Origin of the sequence: uncultured Gulosibacter sp., from assembly GCF_963509965.1 — a bacterium.
In the GTDB taxonomy this organism is placed as follows: domain Bacteria; phylum Actinomycetota; class Actinomycetes; order Actinomycetales; family Microbacteriaceae; genus Gulosibacter.
On sequence record NZ_CAUPDE010000007.1, the window covers coordinates 1 to 18,226 of the forward strand.

Consider the following 18,226-nt stretch of genomic DNA (forward strand, 5'->3'; position numbering starts at 1 on the left):
GTGCCAGCAAGTTGAAACTTGCTGGCACCCCGCAAACGCGGTTTGGGAAGAGCCTGCCCCCGACTAGTCGATTCGGGCAAGTGCCTGAGCTGGCGCCGTGTGAGCAGCTCGCCGTGCTGGGCCAATCGCCGCGATCATGCCAATCAGCAGCGCAGCAAGCACCAGGATCGCGACTCCGGCCCACGGAATGGCGATAATGGGCGCCACTGAATCGCTGGCAAGCAGGGAGCAGAACGCCGCGACACCCAGCGGAAGACCGATCACAATCGAAATCACCGTGCCGATGAGTGCCAGCGCGATCGACTCAATGAACACCATGCCGTGCACGCCGCGACGCTGCACACCCAGGGCGCGCAGGAGCGCGATTTCGCGGCTGCGTTCGGTAACCGAAAGCGCAATCACACTCGCCAAACCAACCGCCGAGATCACAACGGTGAGCGCCATCATCGCCAGCACAAACGCCGTCATAAACGTGGTCACCTGTTCGTAGAGCGCACGCGTCTGTACCGTGCCGCCAAAAGTGAGCGAGGGGTCGGTTTTGACGAGCTCATGCAGTTCTTCGGCCAACCGGGTGGCATTATTGCCCTCCATATCAAGCCACAGCTGCACTGGCTTCGCAGCCTGATCAAACCGGTTCAGCGCACTGCTCGAAACCACCGCGGTACTCGCCCCGCTATCGGTTTGCACCGATGCGCCCTCAGCGATCGGGTCGGGGTAGACCCGCAGCGTGAGCGCACTGCCATCGGGACGGACCACTTCTACGCTTTCGCCTTCGCGCAGATCGAGCGTGTCTTCAAACCGGCTCGGTGACAGCAGCATGACATCGTCATTGAGATGCTCGACAGTGCGGTCGGCCATCGAGTCTGGCAGCGCCACCAGATAGTCGACCTGCGATTGCGAGTTTTGCTCTGCATCCAGCCGCACTCCCGACACCGGCGTAACACCGGTGGCGTGCTGCAGGCCCCGCACCCGTTCGATTTGCGCCTCGCTGAGTGGTGAACCATCGACGGTCGTAACCACTGCATCCACCGGATACTTGCTGTCGAGCTCTGCAATCGAGGTTTGAGCGCCCGAGCTGATGGCGGTCAGCATGGCAATAACCAGGCTGCCGCCCAGTGCGATCGAGAGTACGACTGTGCCCGATCGACGCGCGGTGCGCACGAGGTTGTCACCCGCGAGCTTGGCTGTCGTGCCCATCGGCGCCAGGATGCGCGCGACCAGCGGTGAGATCACGCGCACCAGCAGCGGCACCAAAATAATGAGTCCGATTGCCGCGACCACTCCGGCTGCGAGCGCAATGAGCAGATCGTGCAGCAGCGCCGCCGCGGTGAGCCCCGCAGCACCGATGCCGGTGAGTATCGTGCCGACAATCCAACCGGCACGATTGCTCCGTACGGAGCCGCGCTCGGTGGTTGCTGACGCGCTGAGCGCCGCAATCGGCGGCAGCTTCCGCACGCTCACCGCCGGCGCCCACGCCGCAACCAGCGTCATCACGGTGGTGGCCGTGAACGCGGCGATAGCCCAGGTTGCCGGAACCGACAGACCGGCACCGCTCATCCCCACTAGCGTCGCCACCAAATAACCGACGCCGATACCGGCCGCAATACCAACCAGAGCCCCGGCCGCACCGGTGAGTAGCGCTTCGAACAGCACGGTGCGCTGCACCTGCTTGCCACTAGCTCCCACCAGTCGCAGTAGCCCGATTTCACGCAGTCGCTGCGCGAGTAGCACCTGGAAAGTGTTGCGGATCACCATTGCGGCGGCAATAACGGCAATGGCGGCAAAGGTGGCAAATATTGTGGCGAGCACGTTGGTGCTACCGGTCACCTGATCGACGAGCTCATTGACATAGTTGCTGGCGTCCGACGCCGTTGCATCAGCAAATTCGGCGTTGATTGCGGCTACCACATCGTCGGTTGCCGCACCCGGAGCGGTTTTTACCGCAAATGCGAACTCATTGGTCTCGTACGACGCTGGATGCACAAACACCTGCGGTTGCGGCTCGGTGCCATCTGGCAGCTGCAATAACCCAACCAGCTCGAGTTCGGTGACGGTGTCATCCCAGCTTCGCATCTGCAACGAATCACCAAGCTGCAGGTGCAGCTGCGAAGCGGTCTCGGCCGAGAGTGCGAACTCGGTTGCTGACTCTGGCAGATGCCCCTCGCTGAGCGAAAACCACTGCAATTGCGGGTCGCTATAGGCGGATGCGAGCGGGAACATTTGTTCGTCGCCGTCGATCGTGAACTGGGCCATCGACTGCATCATCGACTCGGCCGACTCCACACCCGGCACCGTGGCAATTTCGGCGCTGCCAACCTCATCCGTGTGAGTTTCGACGACGATGTCTGCTTTTGACAGCGGCGCCGCGATGTTGAGCCGGGTGGCCTGCATCATCGTGTCGACAAAAGTGCCCGTGGCCATGACGGCCATCGCCGCCAACAGTGCGGCAACAAAAACCGCCAATACTCGGCCGGGCGCGCGACGAACCTGTCGTGTGGCAAGAAAAAATGACGAGCTCATGCACCAACACCTGCCATCGTTGCCACAATCTGCTCGTACGAGGGGCGACGCAGTTCATGGGCGACCGCACCATCAACGAGCACGAGCACGCGGTGCGCGTAGGCGGCAGCTGCGGGATCGTGCGTCACCATGATGATGGTTTGGTTGCGGGTGGCCGCGGCGTCGCGCAGCGATGCGAGTAGTTCACGGCCGGTGCGCAGATCGAGCGCACCGGTTGGTTCGTCGGCAAAAACCACGGCGGGCCGGGTGATGAGCGCGCGAGCAACAGCCACCCGCTGCTGTTGACCGCCCGACAGCTCGTGCGGCAGGTGGTCGAGGCGATCAGCAATGCCGAGGCTTGTGGTGAGGGCCTGCAGCTCTGTTGGATCAACCTTGCGGTTCGCCAATTGCAGCGGCAGCACAATATTTTCGCGGGCAGTGAGGGTGGGGACCAGGTTGAACGATTGAAAAACAAAACCCAGCTGATCGCGACGAAGCTTGGTGAGTTCGCGGTCGCCCAACTGGTTGATCGATTGACCGGCAACCCACACCTCGCCGTCTGTTGGCGAGTCGAGGCCGGCGAGCAGGTGCATGAGCGTCGACTTACCCGACCCGGAGGGACCCATGATGGCGGTGAACTCGCCAATATTGAAACTGGCCGATACCCGGTTTACTGCAGTCACGGTGTTCGGGGGATTGCCAAAAACTTTGGTGAGGCCGCGGCATTGCACCGCGGCCGGTTGCGGATAGGCAGCTGCAGGAGACTCGTTCATGATGCCCGCTTTCTTTTCCGAGACTTGGATCGCGAGGGTTGAGCGCCGCGATTTTTTGGTCACGTTCATTGAATTGCGCTGCGGGGTGCGGTCGCATCCTGCCCGGGCATAGTGTTGCCACGCGGGGGCATCCTTCACGACCCGGTGAATCCCATACCCAGGTATGGGGTGGGCAAGTGCTATCGGTAGCAGCGCCCGAGCAGCTCGGGCCGTAGGGTTACTGTGAGGAGGGGCATGAAAGACGGGTTTATTGCGGTTGAACCGCAGCCGATGAGTGTGTTGCGAGCCGATGCGATTATCGCCGGTATTGCAGCGCTGTGTGCCGGCATCCTGTTTTTGCTGAGCGGTGCCTCCTCGTTCTCGCCGGCTTATGAAAACAAGCTGGCGCTGCTGTGCTTCGAGATGCTGGTGCCACTACTGCTGACGATCCGGCGGACGCATCCGGTGATGTTCGCGTATCTGGCCGCGGTCGTGGCCGGGGCGTCGCAATCGGCGGGGCAATACTTTGACATCGTCAGCGACCTGGTGGCGCTTGCCGGGGTTTATTCGGTGGCTGCTTTTGCTCCGCACAAGCTGCGGTTTTTGGGCTTCACATCGGCGCCATTTGCGCTCTGGATGATTTGGCACATCGTGTGGTTCGGGGGTGCTTTGCCGGGCCAGCCGGGCCAGGAAACCCGGGCCGGACTGTGGGAAATGCTGCCGGTTATGGGGCTGGTGCTGGTCGCGTATCTCGCAGCGTTTGGGCTGGGGCTCGCCAGGCGCGGCCGGCTCGAGGTGGCAGCTCGTGAACGCGAGCGGCAGCGGATGCTTGAGCAGGATGCGATGCGACTGACTGAACTTGCGGTGGCCGATGAGCGCGCCCGGATTTCACGCGAAATGCATGACATCATCGCGCACTCGCTCGCCTCGATCGTGACGCTTGCTGAGGGTGGGCGGTTCGCGGCGCGCGGCAATGCCGAACTCAGCGCCGAACTGTTCGACAAGGTTGCCGCCACCGGCCGGGATGCGCTCACCGATGTGAAGCGGCTGCTGCGGGCAGTCGATGAGCCGCAGCAGCAGACCCCGGCACACGGCCCGGCCGATATTGCCGAGCTGGTCGAACGGGCCAGGCTCGCCGGGCAACCCATTTCGCTGGAGGTTATCGGCGAACCGCGCGCGGTGCCAGCGGGGCTGGGGCTCGCGATTTATCGCGTGGCGCAAGAATCGCTCACCAATGTGCTCAAACACGCGCAGGGAGCTGCCACACTGCTGCGTTGCGATTGGCGCGACGAGCAGCTGATTTTTCACTGCGATAACGAGCTCACCGGCAGCTCCCTACTCTCCGGCAGCTCATTACTCAATGGTGCGGCGCCATCCGGTCGGGGATTACAGGGGATGCGTGAGCGGGTCGAACTCTTTGGCGGTACTTTCGAATCGGCAGTGGTGGGCAAGCTTTTTACCGTGCGCGCCGAGTGGCCGCTACCGGAAGCCGCCACGTAACCAAACCGGCATCAGCAGCCAGACAGCATGTGCATCCGAAACCCACGAGAGAAAGACACCGTCATGAGTGACGCAACGATACGGGTCCTTATTGCCGACGATCAGGCGCTGGTTCGGGAGGGCTTGGCGTTAATCGCTGGGTCGGCGCCCGATATTGAGGTGGTGGGCCACGCGGTTGACGGTCTGGATGCTGTGGAATCGGCACTGCGACTGCGCCCGGATGTGGTGTTAATGGACGTGCGGATGCCAAATATGGACGGCATTGAAGCCACCGAAAAGCTGCTGGTTCATGCCGGGGAGGCGGATGAAATTCGGGTGCTGGCGCTCACTACCTACGATTCAGAAGATTTTGCGCTGCGGATGCTTGAGGCGGGCGCTTCGGGATTTTTATTGAAGGATGCGCCGGGCGAGCAGCTGCTGCACGCCATCCGCACCGTGGCCGGCGGCAGCGCCATCATGGAGCCGCAGATCACCCGTGCACTCGTAGCGCGAGCGCACGCCGACGCCGACACCAGCGTTCCCGAAGCGCTGGTGGCGCAGCGTGACGCGCAGCTGGCCCAGCTCACCGCCCGCGAGCGCGAAGTGCTCGAGCTGCTCGTGGAGGGCGAGTCGAACGCGTCGATTGCTGCCAGCCTGTTTTTGGCCGAGGTGACGGTGAAGGCTCATGTTGGCCGCATCCTCGACAAACTCGACGTGCCCGACCGCATCCACGTGGTGATTTGGGCCTACGAAACCGGATTTATTTCACCGGCTGCGGGGCGTTCTTAAGCGGTTTGCTTGGTTTGGCGCCGGTGAGCGCGCGCAGGGCGTACAGGATGGCTGCCAGGTCGACGAGCTCTTGTGTGAGCGCACCCCACACGGCGGGGATGTACCCGAACGCCGCGATGGTCATCAGCCCGAGCGATAGCAGGATGCCGATCCAGATGGCTTCGAGTGCTACCCGGTAGGTGTGTTTGCTGGTGCGCACTGCCTGCGAAACGCGACCGATATCGTCGGTCATGATCACCGCATCTGCCGATTCACTGGCTGCGGTTGAGCCGCGGGCTCCCATGGCGATACCCACATCTGCGGCAGCGAGTACCGGTGCGTCGTTCACCCCGTCACCGACCATGATCACGGGCTTATTGGGCATTTCTGTCACCAGCTTGACCTTGTCGTTGGGCAGCAGCGCCGCATGCACCGAGGTGATGCCGGCCTGGCTGGCGAGCGCGTGGGCGGTATCGGGGTTGTCGCCGGTGAGCATGGCAATTTCGGTGATACCGAGGTCGCGCAGTTCAGCGACCGTCTGCGCGGCGTTATCGCGCAGTGCGTCGGCAAGAAGCAGCGTGCCGGCAAATTTGCCGTCAACCGCAACAGCCACCGAGGTTTGTCCCGCGGTGAGGGGATGCGAACGCGCTTCGGGTGCCGACTCTTGCACAAAACTGAGCTTGCCGACCACGACGGTGCGGCCATCGATTACCGCGGTGACGCCGTTGGTGGCGATTTCATGGGCGTCGTCACTGGTGGTGAGGGTGAGACCGCGCTGGGTTGCGGCATCGATCACGCCGGTGGCGAGCACATGCGATGAATACTGTTCGGCCGATGCGGCCAGCTGCAGCAGCTCATCAGCTTTGAAACCGGGTACGGGAATTACTTCGACCAGTTCGGGCTCACCGTGCGAAAGCGTGCCGGTCTTGTCAAACGCGGCTGATTTGGCGCGTGAGAGCGCCTCGATTGTGGCGCCACCTTTCACAATCACACCATTGCGGGCGCTGGCGCTCATGCCGCCCATGAAGGCAACCGGTGCGGCGATCAGCAGCGGACACGGTGTTGCCAGCACGAGCACTTCGGCAAATCGCACCGGGTCGCCCGATAGCCACCAGGCAAACCCAGCAATTGCCAGCGAGACGAGGGTGAACGGCACCGCGAAGCGGTCGGCCACCCGCGCTGTGGGGGCTTTGGATTCGTCGGCCGCTTTTACCAGCGCGATGATCTGCTGGTATTGCGATGATGCGGCGTCTGCTGTGGCGCGCACGCGAATGACTCGCTCGCCGTTGACCGATCCCGAGTACACCGCGTCGCCACGAGTGCGGGTTACGGGCAGGCTTTCGCCGGTGAGTGAAGATTCGTCGAATTCGGCCTCGTCGCTGAGCAGTTCGCAGTCGACCGGCACCACTTCGGCGGGCTTGATGAGCAGCAGATCGCCGGCCGCGACCTCGTTGATATCGATATCGTCAACGGCCGCGTCGGATGCATCGCTGCGCAGCCGGTGCGCCGTGTGCGGTGCCCGATCAAGCAGCGCGTTGAGGTCTTTTTGGGCTCGCTGTGCGGCGTAGTCTTCGAGGGCTTCACCACCCGAGAGCATGAGCACGATGATCATCGCCGCGAGATATTCGCCCACCGAGATGGAGGCGATCATCGCGACGAGTGCCAGGATGTCGAGCCCGAAGTGGCCACGCAAAATATCGCGCACCATATCGATCGCGGTGATCAGGATGATGATCGCGACATAGCCGGTGGCGATCCATTTGGCGGCCTGTGCTGCGCCTGCAAACTGACAGGACAGCACCACAACGAACGCCACGATCGTTGCCGCGACGATTGGGTACCGCTTAAAAAAATTCCCCATCTTTTGCATATGCCAATTATTTCGGGTATATTGCCAAGTTTCCAGCGAGGAAAGGCAAACCTAACCCGGTGTGAATGGTTGCGGTCGGGGTGCGGCGTACGCTGGAGTTATGACCGTCATTGATGATTTTGTCGCACACAACCTTGACTACGCCCGCACCTATCCGGGCCCGAAACCGCTGGAGCCGCAGAAGCGTGTGGCGGTGGTGGCGTGTATGGACTCGCGGCTGCAGATTTTCCCCATGCTCGGGTTGGATCTGGGTGAGGCGCACATTATTCGTAATGCCGGTGGCGTGATTACTGATGACATGATTCGTTCGCTCACGATTTCGCAGCGGATGCTCGGCACCCGCGAGATCATGCTCATCCACCACACCAATTGTGGTTTGTCGACCTTCACCGAAGACGAATTCGATGAACAATTGATGGCGAGCACCGGTGCACGAGCGCACTGGAAAGCCGAGTCGTTCCGTGATGTTGATGTGTCGGTGCGCGAGTCGATCCGCCGGATTTTGCAGTCGCCGTTCATCCTGCACAAGGATTCGGTGCGCGGGTTCGTGGCGGATGTTGAGACGGGGCAGCTGCGTGAGGTTCTTCCTGCGGAGTGACCGCGCCCGGCGCGATTCGCTGGTGTCGCATGTTCGCATTGCGCGCGGCGTGGTGGTCGATTCCGCGTTGTGGGCGCTGTGGCAGCTGCGGTCACTGTTGCCGCTGACGGTGCCAAAACATTGGCGCACCGGTGATGACACCGTGCTGCTGATTCCTGGGCTGGCAACAAATTGGCGGTTTATGCGGCAGCTGGGTGATGTGCTGGCGCACGCCGGTTTTAGGGTGGAGGTGTTGCCGCAGCTGGGTCGAATGACCGCGGATGTGTCGGATCTTGCCACTGAGGTGACGCGCGCGCTGCGTGCGAGTGGGCGGGAGCGTCCGGTAGTGCTCGTGACCCATTCAAAGGGTGGGCTTGTGGCCAAGCGCGTGTTGCTGCGCGATCCCGAATGTGAGCTGGTGGCGGGTGCGATCACGCTATCGGCGCCGTTCCAGGGCGCGGTGGCGGCGAAGATGGTGCGGGGCGAGTTTCGTTCGCTGCGGAATGTGGTGATGCTGCGTCCTGGTACCCCGTCGACGCTTGAATTGGCGGGGCGGTCAGAAGCGAATTCGCGGATCGTGACGATTTCACCGCTGATTGACGAGATCGTGGGGAAGCGCGGCCCGCTGCCCGGGGCGCGCAATATTGCGGTGAGCGTGATTGGCCACAATCGGCTGCTGGCGATGCCTCGAGTGCAGCAGCTGGTGGTCCGCGAGGCGCGCCGGCTCATGCGGCCGGATCGGTCTGCAGACACGAACGCCCCCGGGTCGTCGGGTCGCTAGCGGCATTCGCGCGCAGTGCCGTCCACGACTCCCAGAGCTGTTTGAGATCGAGGGCCTGCTCGGCGTTAATCGAAACACCGCGTTCGCCAGTGCGTCGAACCCGACCGCGAATCAGCAGCAGCGGCGTTCCGAACAGCACCTCGCCAGAGCGCCGCTGGGCATCCTCAAAAAACGTGGTGTCGGCGCATCCGCTACCGTCATCGACGCTGATAAACACCACCCGCTTGCCGGTGCGCATCGGCGGTGTTTGAGTGGCAACCCGCACCCCGGCAACGGTGACTTCGGTGCCGCCGCGCAGCTGCCCGAGCTCGCTCGCTGCAGTAACCCCGAGCTCGTCAAGTAGCGGGCGATAGCCATCGATCACATGCTCGCTGAGATCAAGCGCCAAAACCTCGAGTTCGGCGCGAACTCGCTCCCGCTTGCTCATCTCGAGCGCGCCAGCACTGGCCACAACCGGTGGTTGCTCGGCCGCGAATTGCAGCGGCAGCTCGAGCTCATCGGGGCGCCGCTTGCGCTGTGGTCGCCGGCGGCGCGCGCGAATCTCGGTGATGAGCTCGCCCCGCGTTGGTCGTGACGGTTCGAGCGAATCGAGCGCACCCACCACCGCCAAATTTTCGGCAAGCGACCGCGAGGGGCGGGCCCGTTCAAAAAAATCTCCGAGCGAAGTGAACGGCTGCTCGGTGAGAATGCGCGCCAGCTCGGCCCGGGTGATACCGCGAACATCACTGAGCGATAGCCGCAGACCTAGATCCCCCGAACGGGTCGCGGCCCCGGGCGGGGTGTCGTATACCCGCTCCACCACCACCCGATCGGTAGAGCGAGACACATCGAGCGGCAAAATCGGAACACCCATCCGGCGCGCATCCGCGAGGATGAGCCGCTTGGGATACATCCCGGGATCGTGAGTGAGCAGCCCCGCAAAAAACTCGGCGGGGTAGTGGGTCTTGAGCCACGCTGATTGCCAGGTGGGCAGCGCAAACGCGGCGGCATGCGCCTTACAAAACCCGAACGAACCGAACCCCTGCAACACCTCCCAGATGCGGTCAATTTGTCGATCAGTGAATTTTTGACGCCCGTGAACATCACGATTCGCCGCCGTCTCACGGCGAAAGCGCTGCTCAATCGATACCCCACGCTTTTCCATCAGCCGGCGCAGCTCATCGGCCTCGGCAAGATCAATTCCCATGCACTCGTGCAAAATATGCAGCACCTGCTCGTGATAGACCACCACCCCGTAGGTTTCGGCAAGAAACGGCCGAAAATTGGGGTGCAGCCATTCGGGCTGCGCAAACCCGTGCTTCACATCGAGAAACGGGCCCACCATATTGCCCTTCATGGGGCCGGGACGAAATAGCGAAATATCGGCGATGAGATCGTCATATCGATCGGGCTGCATCTTGCCGATGAGCTCTCGCTGACCGGGAGACTCAATTTGAAACATGCCGAGCGTGTGGGTTGAGCGGATTTGCTCGAACGTGGCCTCGTCATCTTTTGGAATTTCATCGATCAGCAGCCGCCCGCCGGTGGTCACATAGCGCGTATCGGGCGGTAAACCGCCGCGCACCGCGGCCTGCGCACCGTGGATGCGCTCAACCTCATCGAGCGCGTACGCGATTGCCGACTGCATCCGCACCCCCAGCACATCGAGCTTGAGCAGCCCCATATCGTCAATATCGTCCTTATCGAACTGGCTCATCGGGAAGGTGGCGGTGGCCGAAAACTCGGCACCACTGGGCTGCACCGGGGTGGTAGACAGTAGTGAATCGTTGCCAATCAGCACCCCGCACGGATGCATCGACAGATGCCGGGGGAGACGGTCAAGTCGCGCGGCCAGGTCGATCAGCAGGTCGATATCGCGGTCTTGCTGTGCCTGGATCGCGAGGTTCGCCAGTTCGGGTTTTTCTTGGAGCGCCTGCCGGAAAGCGCCCGCATCGAAACGCCATAGCGATTTGGCAATCGCGTCGATGCGCTCGGGTGCGATCCCGAGCGCAAGCCCGGCGTCGCGAGCCGCGCCGCGCGCACGATAGGTGGAGTGCATCGAAAGCAGTGCGGTGCGCTCGCGGCCGTAGCGCTGAAAAATCATGCGATACACATCGTGGCGGCGGGCCGATTCAACGTCGATATCAATATCGGGCAGAGTTGAGCGGCGGCGCCCCAGGAAGCGTTCAAAAAGCAGCCGGTGCTCGAGCGGATTGACATTCGAGATGCGCAGCAAATAGTTGACCAGGCTCGATGCCCCCGAACCTCGCGCCTGGTTGCGCACGCCCATTTCGTGGATGGCATCGGTGACATCGGCAACGGCGAGAAAATAGGTGTCAAAACCGAACTGGCGGATAGTGGCCAGTTCTTCGCCCAGGCGGTGCTCAATCAGGCGCCGTTCGTGGCTGCTCGCATCGGGAAACCGCTCGGTGATAGCGGCCCGGGTGCGCTGTTCGAGCACCAGTGCCGGGTCGCCGCGGATGCCGAGTACCTCGGGTTCGGGCACTTTGGGTTGCTGCCAGCGCAGATCGGTTTCGGGATCAAGCTGGCAGCGTTCGGCGAGCTGTTCGGTGGTGGCGAGCAACCGGTCGGCTGCTGCGGTGCGCAGTTCGGTGCGGGCCACGATCAGCTCGGCAAGCGCCCGCATTCGAGCGGGTGGTTTGAACCAGGCCTGGGCGTTGGGTTGTGGCACAAATGCCCCGAGCGGTTGAAGCTCAACAGCCGAGTCGAGCACATCACCGGTGAGCGCGTCGTCGGGTACGAGATAGCGCACCTGGTTGGTGAGCACGGCCGGAACCCGGTGACGGTGCGCGAACTCGAGCATGGTGACCGCGTGCGCGAGCGAGGCTAGTGTGCCCGGCTGGGTGAGGTGACACACGATTTCAACGGCCACGCCGCCCGGCAACTGCCGCTGCCAGTTTTTGAGCCGTTCGACCGCGGTGTCGGTGTCGCCGGCAGCGAGCGCGACCCCAACATCAGAATCGGGGCCGAGTAGCACGGTGCCAAGCGGTGCCCCGGCACTGTCGCGCAAAAACGGGGCAAACCTCCCCACCGGCAGCTGCGGTAGCCAATTGCGTCGAGCGGTGATGGCTGCGCCACGCGGGGGAGTGTGCGCGGCTGAAATGAGTCGGCACAGCCCCGCCCAGCTCTGCCCCGCGAACTGTCCGTGTGCAAGCACGGTGGCTCGAACGCTATTACGCCGCGACACCGACGCATCGTCTTTGGCTGCGCTGAGCCGAAGGTCAACGCCCACGATTGGCGCCAGGTTCGCTTCGATACAGGCGCGAATATGGCGCACGGCCCCGTAAAGACCGTCACGGTCGGTGATGGCGGCAGCCCCGGCTCCCGCTTCGGCGGCAGCCCGCACAAATTGCTCGGGTGCGGCGGTGCCGTATTGGGCCGAGAACGCGGACGCCACATGAAGATGGGTGAACGCAGACATTTCAGGCAAACAACCGGCGCTCGAGCTCGTCATCCCATGCCTGCATCAGCCGCCAACCATCAGCGGTATGCGCCAGGTCAAAAGTGCCGTCAAGCTGCAGCTCGCTACCAATCGGCACCGCATCCACCCGCCACATTTCGCGATCGAGCGACCGCATCCGGCCGCGCGGTGCGCGCCGCACCTCGAGCCACCAGCGCTCGCGGTCAAACCACAGTTCGGGCGCGGTCACCACCCCGTAGCTCACCCCGCGCCAAATAAACCGCACCGGGGCTCCCCGCGGTGAGAGCTCGACGCTGACCGGTTCTTCGATGATCATGACCCACCCCATCTTTCGAAAATATGTTCGAAAAAATCGTAGGGTGAGCCTACGACATTGTTCGCGGTGGTGCTAGAGCGAAATCGATGCTCGCGCAGCGGGCGCGCAAAACGGCCCCGTCAGGGGGGGCTTATGTGCGCGACGATTATTCGCCGGTTACCTCGGGTGATTTGGGGCGCGCGATCCGTCGGTCGCCGAGCGTCCGTGAGAGTGCCGCCAGATCGGCCGCATCCTGGTCGTCGTCGATCAGTCCAGCCTGGGCGAGCTGCCAGGTGAGATCGGCCCCGTTCGGGCCGGTGATCCACGGTATCGGCAGCCGTGACCGCCAACGCGCCGAAGATGAAGCAGTGCTACCGGCGAGCACCGATTCGGTGTTTGACAGCTGTCGAATCGCCACTGCGAGCACCGATTCAGGATACTGAGTGGCAAACTCGCCATAGATCGCCTCATCGTGCTGCCCATCATCACCAATCAGCAGCCATTGAATATGGGGGAACTCCTCGGCCAACCGGCGCAAACTGGTGCGCTTGTGTTCGGTGCCCGAGCGAAAAAGTCGCTTGGTGGTGGGGCCCCAATCGGTGAGTAGTAGCGGTCCGAAGGGGTAGAGGTTCCGCGCAAAAAAGCGCGAGAGCGTCGGCGCCACATTCCATGACCCGGTCGACAGATACATAATCGGGGTCGAGTCGCCGCCAAAAGTTTCAATCAGTCGCTGGTAGAGCACATTCATCCCCGGCACCGCAGCGCGGGCGTGCTCATCGAGTACAAAAGTATTCCAGGCCGCCAGCAGCGGTCGCGGCAGCGACGTGACCATTACCGTGTCATCCACATCCGAGATCAGCCCGTATCGCTGCTGCGGAGAAATGATGAACACCTGTGCGGTGGTCACCTCGTCATCGGCGCTGATGAGTTCAACCTCTTGCCAGCCTGGTGCAAGCTGGGCGGGCAGTTTGCAGTCAATAATGCCGCCGCGATCGGCCTCCACCAGATGTTCCACACCGTTGACGCGGATGCGAACCTCGCCATAGGGCACGGCAACCCGCACAAAACTCCGCCAGCCGCGCACCGACTTTTCTTTGCGTCGCTTACCGAAGCGCAGTGAGGGGAACCGTCGGCGCCCAGCCCGTCGCACAGCGACCGGCACCATTTGCGCGCGGCCAAGCACTCGCACCCAATCGGTTGAGCCGTAGCCGAGATAGGCCTCTACTGCTGCAACGTGTCCGCGTCGACGAGCGTGGCCCATCCGGGCACGTTTAATTGCATCCTCGATTTTGAAGGCGTTGTTCACCAGCAGGCGACTCACTGGCAGGTCTGCCAATCGTTCACGCAGCGAGATTGAGCGGCGGGGTTTAAAAAACACCCAAACATCCTCGCATGCAGTAAATAACGGTGGGTTTCGTGCCGGTCAAACCGGCGATCTATCACTGGGAGATAGGGGCGATGAGCCGGGCATCATTTTCGCGGACATTGCCCACCCGGCGGTCTACGCGGTCGATTTGCAGCTGTGCGGCGCGCGTTTGTGCGCGGTGGGCGAATTCTGCGACGAGTTCACTGTCACCGGGATGCGCGGGGTTGAGCCACTGGGTGAGGTCATCGTGATTGAGGAACACCGGGATGCGATCGTGTAGTTCAGCGAGCGGGCCCGCTGGTGACTGGCGGGTGAGAATTGTGGCGCTCAGCAGCCAGGAATTGTCGGGGCGTTGCCACCAGGCATAGAGCCCGGCAAATAGCAGCAGCGACCCGTCGGCGGGATGAATATAGTGCGGCTGTTTGCTGCCGTCCGCGGCGGTGCGCCACTCGTAGTAGCCGTCGGCCGGGATTGCTGCGCGGCGCTTGCGCACCGAGTCGCGGAAAGTGGGTTTTGCCGCTGCCGATTCGCTGCGGGCATTGAAAGCTCGCACGGCGACCGTTTCGTCCTTCGCCCAGCTGGGCACGAGCCCCCACTTTGCCGATTCCAATCGCCGGTGGCGCGTGCCATCGTCAGCCATTGTGTCGATCGCCACCGGGATCTGGGTGGTGGGTGCAATGTTGTATGAGACCGGTGCCGGATGCTCGGTGACAATATCGGCATCCAGTTCGGCTGCGAGCTCGGCGCTGGCTCGTGCCACTACAAATCGACCGCACATATTGCCAGCCTACGCAGCTGCTCGCAGCGAACTGTGTGAAACTGGTTGGATGCTCAACGACCTCATTGACTGGCTGATCACCTCGGTGCAGGCCATCGATCAGGGGTGGCTCATTGCGATCGCCGGGCTGGCGATTTTGCTCGAGACGAGCCTGTTTGTGGGGCTGCTCGTTCCCGGCGATAGCGTGCTGTTGCTGGCTGCAACCGGGGTGACTGGATGGGGGAGCTGGGGTGCGCTGGTGGCGGTCGCGATCTGCGGGGCACTCTTGGGTGAGTCACTCGGGTTTGCGCTCGGCCGCTGGATCGGCGGGCCGCTGCGCAACTCGCGAGCCGGGCGGCTGATTGGTGAACGCAATTGGGAGCTGGCCGAACGCTATCTGCAGCGTCGCGGTGCGCTCGCGGTTTTTGTCTCGCGTTTTTTGCCGGTGCTGCACTCGGTGGTGCCGGCTATGGCAGGGATGGCGGGGATGCCGTACCGACGCTTCATGATGGCCACGATTCCGGCCTGCGTGCTGTGGGCGCTGGTGTATGTGTCGGTCGGATCGATTGCGGCGGCAAGCTATAAGACGATCGGCAGCCAGCTCAATTGGGCCGGTGTGGTGTTTGCCGGGGTCATTTTGCTGTTCGTGCTGGTCTCTTGGCTGGTGCGACGGAAATTGCAGCGCGCGGTGGAATCTGAGGTGTGATCAGCCTGGCCGTACAGTAACTCCGGCCGGCGCCGGGCCAACTTTGACCGCAGCATTTCTACTTAGTGAATTTTTGGCATTTCACTTGACATCGAGTGAAGTGCCAAATTTTTTGTGCAGATTCATCTTGATATCGAGATGATTGGTGTCTTGTTTTGCGATAAATCCCAGGTCAGATAAATGAACCTCATTGCCAAGTGGTTGTCTTTGCAAGCTGTGAATTTGGGCTAATATTTGTTGTAGTTCGCTGTGAGTAACCCACTTGCGCGAAAAACACTGCGGCAGTACGACTTGCAGTCTGGAGGTCTCTGTGGAATCACTACTCGACCCGCTTGTATTGTCTCGATGGCAATTCGGGCTCACCACTATCTACCACTTCCTGTTTGTGCCGATCACGCTGGGTATGGTGCTCGCGGTTGCGATCTGGCAGACGGCGTGGACCCGCACCGGGAAGGTTGTGTATCTGCAGCTGACCCGCTTCTTCGGCAAGATGTTCCTCATCAACTTCGCGATGGGTATCGTCACCGGTATCGTGCAGGAGTTCCAGTTCGGGATGAACTGGTCAAACTACTCGCGCTTCGTGGGTGACATCTTCGGCGCACCGCTCGCCTTTGAGGGGCTGCTCGCCTTCTTTATGGAGGCCACCTTCATCGGGCTGTGGATCTTCGGTTGGGACCGGCTGAAGCCGCGCGTGCACCTCGCAACCATCTGGCTGACCGTTGCCGGCACCTGGATCTCGGCCTACTTCATCCTCGCGGCCAACGCCTTCATGCAAAACCCCGTCGGTTACGAGTTCAACCCGGCCAACGGTCGCGCCGAGCTCGTCGACTTCGGCGCCGTGTTGCTCAACCCGGTTGCGCTCTGGCAGCTGCCGCACACGCTGACCGCCTCGGTCATGCTGGCAGCCACCATCATCGTGGCCACCGCCGCCTGGCACCTCAAGCGCGGGCAGCACATTGAGACCTTCCGCCCCGCACTCAAGTTCGGTCTATGGGCCGTGCTCATCTCGGGCCTTGGCATCATGCTCTCGGGTCACGGCCTCGGTGTCGCAATGACCGAAACCCAGCCCATGAAGATGGCCGCCGCCGAAGCGATCTGGGACAGCAAAACCGGTGCTGACGCATCCTTCTCGCTCTTCTCAATCGGTACCCCCGACGGTTCCGAAGAAGTCTGGTCGCTGCGCATCCCGTACCTGGCCGGCTTCCTCGCCACCAACACCTTCTCGGGCACGGTTGAAGGTATTAACGACCTGCAGGCTCAGTACGTCGAAATGTTCGGCCCCGGTGCCTACTACCCGACCGTGTGGATTACCTACTGGTCGTTCCGCTGGATGATGTTCTTCGGCTTCCTGGCCATGTTCGTCGCCCTCATCGGCCTGATCGTGACCCGCAAGGGCTACGAAACCAAGCCGTGGATGTGGAACGTCGCGATTGCGAACGCCACCATGCCACTGTGGGGCATCATCATCGGTTGGATTTTCACCGAGATGGGTCGCCAGCCGTGGATCGTGTTCGGTCTCATGAAAACCGAAGACGGTGTCTCGCCCAATGTGACCGGCCTCACCGTGCTGCTGTCACTGATCGGCTTCACGCTCGTGTACGGCATCCTCGCCGTGGTCGAAGTGAAGCTGCTGCTCAAGGCCGCCAAGTCTGACCCCATGCAGGTGGAAAAACACACAGACGGCACCGTTGAGTCGGTTGAAAACGTCAAGGTGAAAGCGAGCGTCTACTAATGGATCTGAATATCCTCTGGTTCTGGATTGTCGGTTTCCTCTTCATCGGATACTTCGTTCTCGACGGATTCGACTTCGGTGTGGGAATCGCGCTGCCGTTCATCGGTAAAGATGACACCGACCGGCGCATCCTGATTAACACCATCGGCCCCATCTGGGACCTCAACGAAACCTGGGTCATCGTCGCCGGTGCCTGCCTGTTCGCTGCCTACCCCGAGTGGTACGGCACGATCTTCGCCGGCGCCTACCTCGCCCTATTTGTCATCCTGCTCGCGCTGATCGTCCGCGGTGTCTCGTTTGAATACCGACACCAGGGCAAGGGCGAACAGTGGACGCGCTGGTTCGACTGGATGATTTTCTGGGGCTCGGCGATCCCGGCCCTGCTGTGGGGTGCCGCCTTCGCCAATATCGTTCGCGGCATGCCCATGGAGCAGATGACTGCGGGCGGTATCGACACCACCGGCGAACTGCTGTTCAACTTCAACTACACGGGCACGTTCTTCGACCTGCTCAACCCCTACGCACTGCTGGGTGGTTTGACCACGCTGGCGCTGTTCTTCTACCACGGTCTGGTGTTCATCACCCGCAAGACCGACGGCGAACTGCGCGACCGTGCCAGGCAGGCCGCCACCTACGTGGGCCTTGCGGTTGCCGTGCTGGCTATCGCCTTCCTGGGCTGGACGGTAGTTGCCTACTACAGCGTGCCGACGCTCATCTTTGCCCTGCTGGCAGTGGTGGCTTTTGTCGGCTCGTGGCTTGTCAACCTGAAGGGGATGGACGGCTGGGCTTTCGGGCTCGCGGTTGTGACCGTGATCGGCGCCGTCGCCGCCCTGTACTCGACCCTGTTCTTCTCGCACGGTGGTGAGCACCTGCTCATGAAGAACCTGACCGAGGGTGGCCTCGACATGACCATCTACAACGGTGCGGCAAGCGACAAGACACTCGGCATCATGAGCTGGGCGTTCTTGGTCATCATGCCCTTCGTATTGGCCTACCAGGCCTGGTCGTTCTGGGTGTTCAGCAAGCGTCTGCGCCGCGTCGATTTCGAACGCAAGGTGGACGCTGTCGAGGTCGAACACGAACCGGCTACGGCCTAATCTGCCACAGTGCAAACCGCCCGCGTGTCCAAATGGATGCGCGGGCGGTTCGCTTTTGCGGCCCGGTTGGTACCAGCGGTTTGACCGCCGGCAGCGAGCCGTGCGGCTACAGCTCGCGGAAGATAG

14 protein-coding genes are annotated in these 18,226 nt (G+C 62.1%); 7 read left to right on the forward strand and 7 right to left on the reverse strand.

Annotation, left to right across the window (positions count from 1 at the left end):
• Positions 1–63 precede the first annotated feature (63 nt).
• Complete coding sequence (locus tag RQ865_RS05810; protein ID WP_311478176.1) at positions 64–2,520, reverse strand: FtsX-like permease family protein; 2,457 nt, start codon at positions 2,518–2,520, stop codon at positions 64–66.
• Positions 2,517–3,272: an ABC transporter ATP-binding protein gene (locus RQ865_RS05815; protein ID WP_311478177.1), complete on the reverse strand. Its 756-nt coding sequence runs from the start codon at positions 3,270–3,272 to the stop codon at positions 2,517–2,519. The genes RQ865_RS05810 and RQ865_RS05815 overlap by 4 nt, the downstream gene beginning before the upstream one ends.
• Before the next feature lie 234 nt (positions 3,273–3,506).
• Here RQ865_RS05815 and RQ865_RS05820 point away from each other — a divergent pair, with 234 nt between their 5' ends.
• A complete protein-coding gene (locus tag RQ865_RS05820) occupies positions 3,507–4,751 on the forward strand; it encodes a sensor histidine kinase (RefSeq protein ID WP_201612646.1) in 1,245 nt (414 codons plus the stop codon).
• 63 nt (positions 4,752–4,814) lie between these two features.
• Positions 4,815–5,519, forward strand: coding sequence for a response regulator transcription factor (locus RQ865_RS05825; protein WP_311478178.1), 705 nt, complete (start codon positions 4,815–4,817; stop codon positions 5,517–5,519).
• Here the strand turns inward: RQ865_RS05825 and RQ865_RS05830 are convergent.
• Complete coding sequence (locus RQ865_RS05830) at positions 5,491–7,368, reverse strand: heavy metal translocating P-type ATPase (protein WP_311478179.1); 1,878 nt, start codon at positions 7,366–7,368, stop codon at positions 5,491–5,493. The genes RQ865_RS05825 and RQ865_RS05830 overlap by 29 nt on opposite strands.
• A 100-nt stretch (positions 7,369–7,468) precedes the next feature.
• Between RQ865_RS05830 and RQ865_RS05835 the strand changes: the two genes are divergently transcribed.
• Together RQ865_RS05835 and RQ865_RS05840 are read left to right on the forward strand one after the other, a co-directional pair.
• Positions 7,469–7,966 carry a carbonic anhydrase gene (locus RQ865_RS05835; RefSeq protein ID WP_201517720.1) on the forward strand — a complete coding sequence of 166 codons (498 nt, stop codon included), beginning with the start codon at positions 7,469–7,471 and terminating at the stop codon, positions 7,964–7,966.
• Positions 7,967–7,988: 22 nt separating this feature from the next.
• Positions 7,989–8,726 (forward strand): triacylglycerol lipase, encoded by a 738-nt coding sequence (locus RQ865_RS05840; RefSeq protein ID WP_201612643.1) that lies wholly within the window; start codon positions 7,989–7,991, stop codon positions 8,724–8,726.
• On the opposite strand, the gene RQ865_RS05845 is transcribed toward RQ865_RS05840, so the two are convergent.
• The 4 genes from RQ865_RS05845 to RQ865_RS05860 all read right to left on the reverse strand — a co-directional run bounded on the left by RQ865_RS05845 (position 8,671) and on the right by RQ865_RS05860 (position 14,586).
• Positions 8,671–12,180 carry a DNA polymerase III subunit alpha gene (locus tag RQ865_RS05845; protein ID WP_311478180.1) on the reverse strand — a complete coding sequence of 1,170 codons (3,510 nt, stop codon included), beginning with the start codon at positions 12,178–12,180 and terminating at the stop codon, positions 8,671–8,673. The genes RQ865_RS05840 and RQ865_RS05845 overlap by 56 nt on opposite strands.
• Positions 12,149–12,463 carry a DUF6504 family protein gene (locus RQ865_RS05850; RefSeq protein ID WP_311478181.1) on the reverse strand — a complete coding sequence of 105 codons (315 nt, stop codon included), beginning with the start codon at positions 12,461–12,463 and terminating at the stop codon, positions 12,149–12,151. The genes RQ865_RS05845 and RQ865_RS05850 overlap by 32 nt, the downstream gene beginning before the upstream one ends.
• 145 nt (positions 12,464–12,608) lie before the next feature.
• On the reverse strand, positions 12,609–13,820 hold the full coding sequence (locus RQ865_RS05855) for a phosphatase domain-containing protein (protein ID WP_311478182.1): 1,212 nt from the start codon (positions 13,818–13,820) through the stop codon (positions 12,609–12,611).
• Between the two features lie 61 nt (positions 13,821–13,881).
• Positions 13,882–14,586 (reverse strand): SOS response-associated peptidase, encoded by a 705-nt coding sequence (locus RQ865_RS05860; protein WP_311478183.1) that lies wholly within the window; start codon positions 14,584–14,586, stop codon positions 13,882–13,884.
• 49 nt (positions 14,587–14,635) lie between these two features.
• Between RQ865_RS05860 and RQ865_RS05865 the strand changes: the two genes are divergently transcribed.
• The 3 genes from RQ865_RS05865 to cydB all read left to right on the forward strand — a co-directional run bounded on the left by RQ865_RS05865 (position 14,636) and on the right by cydB (position 18,100).
• Complete coding sequence (locus tag RQ865_RS05865) at positions 14,636–15,271, forward strand: DedA family protein (protein ID WP_311478184.1); 636 nt, start codon at positions 14,636–14,638, stop codon at positions 15,269–15,271.
• Positions 15,272–15,581: 310 nt separating this feature from the next.
• On the forward strand, positions 15,582–17,003 hold the full coding sequence (locus RQ865_RS05870; protein ID WP_311478185.1) for a cytochrome ubiquinol oxidase subunit I: 1,422 nt from the start codon (positions 15,582–15,584) through the stop codon (positions 17,001–17,003).
• A complete protein-coding gene (cydB, locus tag RQ865_RS05875; RefSeq protein WP_311478186.1) occupies positions 17,003–18,100 on the forward strand; it encodes a cytochrome d ubiquinol oxidase subunit II in 1,098 nt (365 codons plus the stop codon). The genes RQ865_RS05870 and cydB overlap by 1 nt, the downstream gene beginning before the upstream one ends.
• The last annotated feature ends 126 nt before the right edge of the window (positions 18,101–18,226 follow it).

What these genes read in the sequence shown, in the direction of transcription:
- RQ865_RS05810 (WP_311478176.1), bottom strand. Translation starts at nt 2,520, where the DNA reads ATGAGCTCGTCATTTTTTCTTGCCACACGACAGGTTCGTCGCGCGCCC.
- RQ865_RS05815 (WP_311478177.1), bottom strand. Translation starts at nt 3,272, where the DNA reads ATGAACGAGTCTCCTGCAGCTGCCTATCCGCAACCGGCCGCGGTGCAA.
- RQ865_RS05820 (WP_201612646.1), top strand. Translation starts at nt 3,507, where the DNA reads ATGAAAGACGGGTTTATTGCGGTTGAACCGCAGCCGATGAGTGTGTTG.
- RQ865_RS05825 (WP_311478178.1), top strand. Translation starts at nt 4,815, where the DNA reads ATGAGTGACGCAACGATACGGGTCCTTATTGCCGACGATCAGGCGCTG.
- RQ865_RS05830 (WP_311478179.1), bottom strand. Translation starts at nt 7,368, where the DNA reads ATGCAAAAGATGGGGAATTTTTTTAAGCGGTACCCAATCGTCGCGGCA.
- RQ865_RS05835 (WP_201517720.1), top strand. Translation starts at nt 7,469, where the DNA reads ATGACCGTCATTGATGATTTTGTCGCACACAACCTTGACTACGCCCGC.
- RQ865_RS05845 (WP_311478180.1), bottom strand. Translation starts at nt 12,180, where the DNA reads ATGACGAGCTCGAGCGCCGGTTGTTTGCCTGAAATGTCTGCGTTCACC.
- RQ865_RS05850 (WP_311478181.1), bottom strand. Translation starts at nt 12,463, where the DNA reads ATGATCATCGAAGAACCGGTCAGCGTCGAGCTCTCACCGCGGGGAGCC.
- RQ865_RS05860 (WP_311478183.1), bottom strand. Translation starts at nt 14,586, where the DNA reads ATGTGCGGTCGATTTGTAGTGGCACGAGCCAGCGCCGAGCTCGCAGCC.
- RQ865_RS05865 (WP_311478184.1), top strand. Translation starts at nt 14,636, where the DNA reads ATGCTCAACGACCTCATTGACTGGCTGATCACCTCGGTGCAGGCCATC.
- cydB (WP_311478186.1), top strand. Translation starts at nt 17,003, where the DNA reads ATGGATCTGAATATCCTCTGGTTCTGGATTGTCGGTTTCCTCTTCATC.